Origin of the sequence: Cupriavidus sp. SIMBA_020 (genome assembly GCF_046535395.1) — a bacterium.
Taxonomy (GTDB): Bacteria; Pseudomonadota; Gammaproteobacteria; order Burkholderiales; family Burkholderiaceae; genus Cupriavidus; species Cupriavidus campinensis.
In genome coordinates this window covers 1-250 of the sequence record NZ_JAWRWU010001255.1, presented here as the reverse complement: position 1 = coordinate 250, position 250 = coordinate 1, and the positions used below count along the sequence as shown (strand labels likewise).

The 250-nt window shown below is 63.2% G+C and carries 1 protein-coding gene; it reads left to right on the top strand.

From position 1 onward, the window contains the following. On the top strand, positions 1–250 hold a 250-nt coding region (locus tag SB751_RS33525; protein WP_410749437.1), incomplete at both ends, for an ABC transporter permease subunit.

Sequence of the window (250 nt, the reverse complement as noted above, 5' to 3'; positions counted from 1 at the left end):
CACGCGATGCGCCTCGTGATCCTCCCGCAGGCGTTCCGCGCGATGGTGCCGCTGCTGCTCACGCAGGCGATCGTCCTGTTCCAGGATACGTCGCTCGTGTACGTGATCAGTCTCGCGGACTTCTTCCGCACGGCCGCCAACGTCGGCGATCGCGACGGCACGACCGTCGAGATGGTCCTGTTCGCGGGTGCATGCTATTTCGTGATTTGCTCGGTGGCGTCTGCCCTCGTCAAAGGTCTCCAGAAAAAGG